This window comes from Micromonospora sp. D75, assembly GCF_018070405.1.
Taxonomy (GTDB): domain Bacteria; phylum Actinomycetota; class Actinomycetes; order Mycobacteriales; family Micromonosporaceae; genus Micromonospora; species Micromonospora chalcea.
On record NZ_JAGPXV010000643.1, the window covers coordinates 1 to 3,331 of the forward strand.

General features: G+C 74.6%; 3 protein-coding genes. 2 read left to right on the plus strand and 1 reads right to left on the minus strand.

Going from position 1 to position 3,331, the window contains the following annotated elements; genetic code table 11:
* Positions 1-105: 105 nt before the first annotated feature.
* Positions 106-1,044 carry a 3-oxoacyl-[acyl-carrier-protein] synthase III C-terminal domain-containing protein gene (locus KBX39_RS26980; protein ID WP_069088426.1) on the minus strand — a complete coding sequence of 313 codons (939 nt, stop codon included), beginning with the start codon at positions 1,042-1,044 and terminating at the stop codon, positions 106-108.
* Positions 1,045-1,115: 71 nt separating this feature from the next.
* Here KBX39_RS26980 and KBX39_RS26985 point away from each other — a divergent pair, with 71 nt between their 5' ends.
* Together KBX39_RS26985 and KBX39_RS26990 are read left to right on the plus strand one after the other, a co-directional pair.
* Positions 1,116-2,312 carry a glycosyltransferase gene (locus KBX39_RS26985; RefSeq protein WP_069088427.1) on the plus strand — a complete coding sequence of 399 codons (1,197 nt, stop codon included), beginning with the start codon at positions 1,116-1,118 and terminating at the stop codon, positions 2,310-2,312.
* Positions 2,313-2,360: 48 nt separating this feature from the next.
* Positions 2,361-3,331 (plus strand): ATP-binding cassette domain-containing protein (locus tag KBX39_RS26990; RefSeq protein WP_210873160.1); only part of this gene is annotated, 971 nt, incomplete at its 3' end.

Below are 3,331 nucleotides of genomic sequence, written 5' to 3' on the forward strand. Positions count from 1 at the left end.
GCGCTCGCGCAGCACGGGGTCGCCGAGCAGCGCGGCCGGACCGGTGAACGTGCGCCGCGCGGCCCGCAGCAGGCGGAGTCCGGTCTCCATGGTGGCCTCCGCCGCTCAGTGCTCGAAGACCATGGCGGCGAACGTCGCGCCGTCCCCGGCGCCCACCGCCGCGACCAGATAGCGGTCACCGGGCCGGAGCAGGTCGCGCTGCCGGGCGGTGCGGTAGTTGACGAACGCGTCGGCGCAGAACACGTGCCCGGTCTCGGTGACGTTGTCCAGCAGCACCCGGTCCAGCGGCAGCCCGATCAGCCGGCACAGCCGCTTCCAGGTCATCAGGTTCACGTTGTGCGGCAGCACCAGCCGCAGCTCGGACAGCGTCGTGCCGGACTGCTCCAGCGCCCGGCCGATCACCTCGGCCAGCGCCGGCCGGTACGCCCGCTGGAACCGCGCCGGGGACTCGCCGCCGGCCACGTCGAACTCGCCCCGCTGGTGGCAGGCGTACGCGAGCAGCCGGTCCCGGCCGCCACCGGCGCTGAGCAGGCAGGCCGAGGCGCCCTCGCTGAACACCGACGTCTCCGGGATGAACTGGGCGTCACGGGTGAACGCCTTCTCGCCGGTCAGCACCAGCGCCAGCGGCGGGCCGTCCGGCGTGTCCGGTTCGGACGTGAGCAGCCACCCGGCCACGTCGATCGCGGCGAGCGCGCTGGCGCAGGACTGCTGGGTGAGCGTGAACGCGAGCGCGTGGCCCAGCCCGAGCGTGCGGCACACCTCGTGCAGCGGGTTGACCGGGTAGGGGGTGACCACCGGGAAGGCCCGCCCGTACACCACGAACCGCACCCGCCGCCGCAGCGTGTGCAGCGCGGTGAGGCCGTGCGCGGCGCGCAGCAGCAGGTCGGTCAGGGACAGCCCGGGGTCGCGGCGGACCTCGGTCAGGCCGTGGAAGCGGCGGAACAGGCGCACCTGCATGTCGCTCAGGCCCAGTGGCGCGGCCAGGCTCTCGACCGGCACCCGGCGCTGCGGCAGGAACACCGAGACGGCCTCGATGGCCGTCATGCGCGAACCGTCACGACACGGATCAGATCAGTGACGCCGATGGATGTCAACGCGCGTGCGATCATATCGACGTGGCTCGCTTCCTGTTCGTCGTCCTGCCGGTGGAGTCCCATCTGAACGCGCCGGTCGCCATCGCCCAGGAACTGGAGGCGGCCGGGCACGAGGTGGCCTGGGTCGGGCCGCGCAGCGATCTGCGCCCGCTGGTCGGCCCGGACGCCACGCTGTTCCCCACCGGCAAGCGCTACTACCGCCCCGACGACGCGGCCGGGATGGCCTCGGTGCGCAGCCTCTGGGAGGGGCACGTGCTGCCCGCGAACCGGTTCATCCGCGACGCCGCCGACGCCGCCGTCGAGCGGTACCGGCCGGACGTGGTGGTGGCCGACCAGTACGCGCTGGCCGGCGCGCTCGCCGCGCACCGCCGCGGGCTGCCGTGGGCGACGTTCTGCGTCGGCATGCTGGAGCTGACACCGCCGACCGAGGAGATGCCCGAGTTCACCGGCTGGGTGGACGCCCAGGTCCGTCGCGTGTGGGCGATGACCGACCTGCCCGTGGACGAGACGATCGACCTGCGCTTCTCGCCGTACCTCGTGATCGGCCTGACCACGACGGCGCTCACCGGCCCGGCACCGCTGCCGCCGGGCTGCGTGCTCACCGGGCCGGCGCTGGGACGGCGGCCGAACGCGCCCGCGTTCGCCTGGGAGGCATGGGATCCCGGCCGCCGGCACGTGCTGGTCACGGTCGGCACGATGGCCGAGCACCTCGCCGCCGACTTCTACCGGCGGATGACGGCGGCGACCGCGCCGCTCGCCGACCGGGTCCAGGTGATCCTCACCGCCGGCGCCGGACTGGTGCCCGACCCGCCGCCGCACGTGCTCGTCGCGCCCCGGGTGCCGGTGCTCGAGCTGATGCCCCGGCTCGACGCCCTCGTGTCGCACGGCGGGCTGGGCACCGTGTCCGAGGCGCTGGCCCACGGTGTGCCGGTGGTGGTCGCGCCGATCCGGCACGACCATCCGGCGGTGGCGCGGCAGGTGCGCCGGGCCGGCGCCGGACTGGAGGTCTCCTTCGGCTCCGCGACCCCGGCGGAGCTGACCGCCGCGCTGAGCGCGGTGCTCGACGAACCCGCGTACCGGGCGGGAGCGCGCCGGGTGGGGGAGTCGTTCGCGGCGGCCGGCGGCGCCCGCGCGGCGGCGGCACGTCTCGCCGTGTTGGCACGCACGGCTCCCGACACTGACGCATCGACCGTTGTCCAACCGTCGGGGCCGAACTAGCCTGACCTGACGCACCCGCGCCGGCGTCGCGCCGCACGAGGAGGCTCGATGATCGAGGCCACCGGCCTACGCAAGTCCTTCCGGGTCGGACGTGGCCGCGGCGCCACCACTGTCGAGGCGGTACGCGGCGTCGACTTCGCGGTCCGGCGCGGCGAGATCGTCGGATTCCTCGGCCCGAACGGCGCGGGCAAGTCCACCACGCTGCGGATGCTCGCCACGCTGATCCGGCCCAGCGGGGGAGCGGCCACCATCGCCGGGGTCGACCTGCTGCGCGCGCCCGCGCAGGTGCGGCGGCGGATCGGCTTCGTGGCGCAGGCCAGCGGCACCTACGACGACTCGACCGCCCGGCGGGACCTGGTGCTCCAGGCCCGGATGCACGGGCTGTCCAAGTCGGTGGCGCAGGAGCTGGCCGCCGGGGCGATCCGCGCGTTCCAGCTCGACGACTTCGCCGACCGCAAGATCAAGACGTACTCGGGCGGGCAGCGCCGCCGCCTCGACGTCGCGCTCGGCGTCATCCACTCGCCGCAGGTGATGTTCCTGGACGAGCCGACGGCGGGGCTCGACCCGCCCAGCCGGGTCCGGATGTGGCAGGAGGTACGGCGGCTGCGCGAGGAGGGCATGACCATCTTCCTCACCACGCACTACCTGGACGAGGCCGACAGCCTCTGCGACCGCGTCTCGATCATCGACGCCGGGCGGATCGTGGCCGAGGGCACCCCGTCGGCGCTCAAGCGCGAGATCTCCGGCGACGTGGTCGCCGTCGACTTCGCCGCCGCCGACGTCGCGGACGAGACCGGCGGCGACCTGCCGGCCGCGACGAAGCTGCTGGCCGAGGCGCCGTACGTGCACGCGGCCGAGCCGGTCGACGGCACGCTGCGGCTCTACGTCGACAGCGCCGCCACGGCCATCCCGCAGGTCATGCGGGCGCTCTACGACCGGGGCATCGAGCCCGGCGCGATCGAGGCCCGCCGGCCCAGCCTCGACGACGTGTTCCTGGCCAAGACCGGCCGGTCGCTCGC

Coding starts and splice junctions, on each gene's coding strand:
- KBX39_RS26980 (WP_069088426.1), bottom strand. CDS start 1,044: ATGACGGCCATCGAGGCCGTCTCGGTGTTCCTGCCGCAGCGCCGGGTG.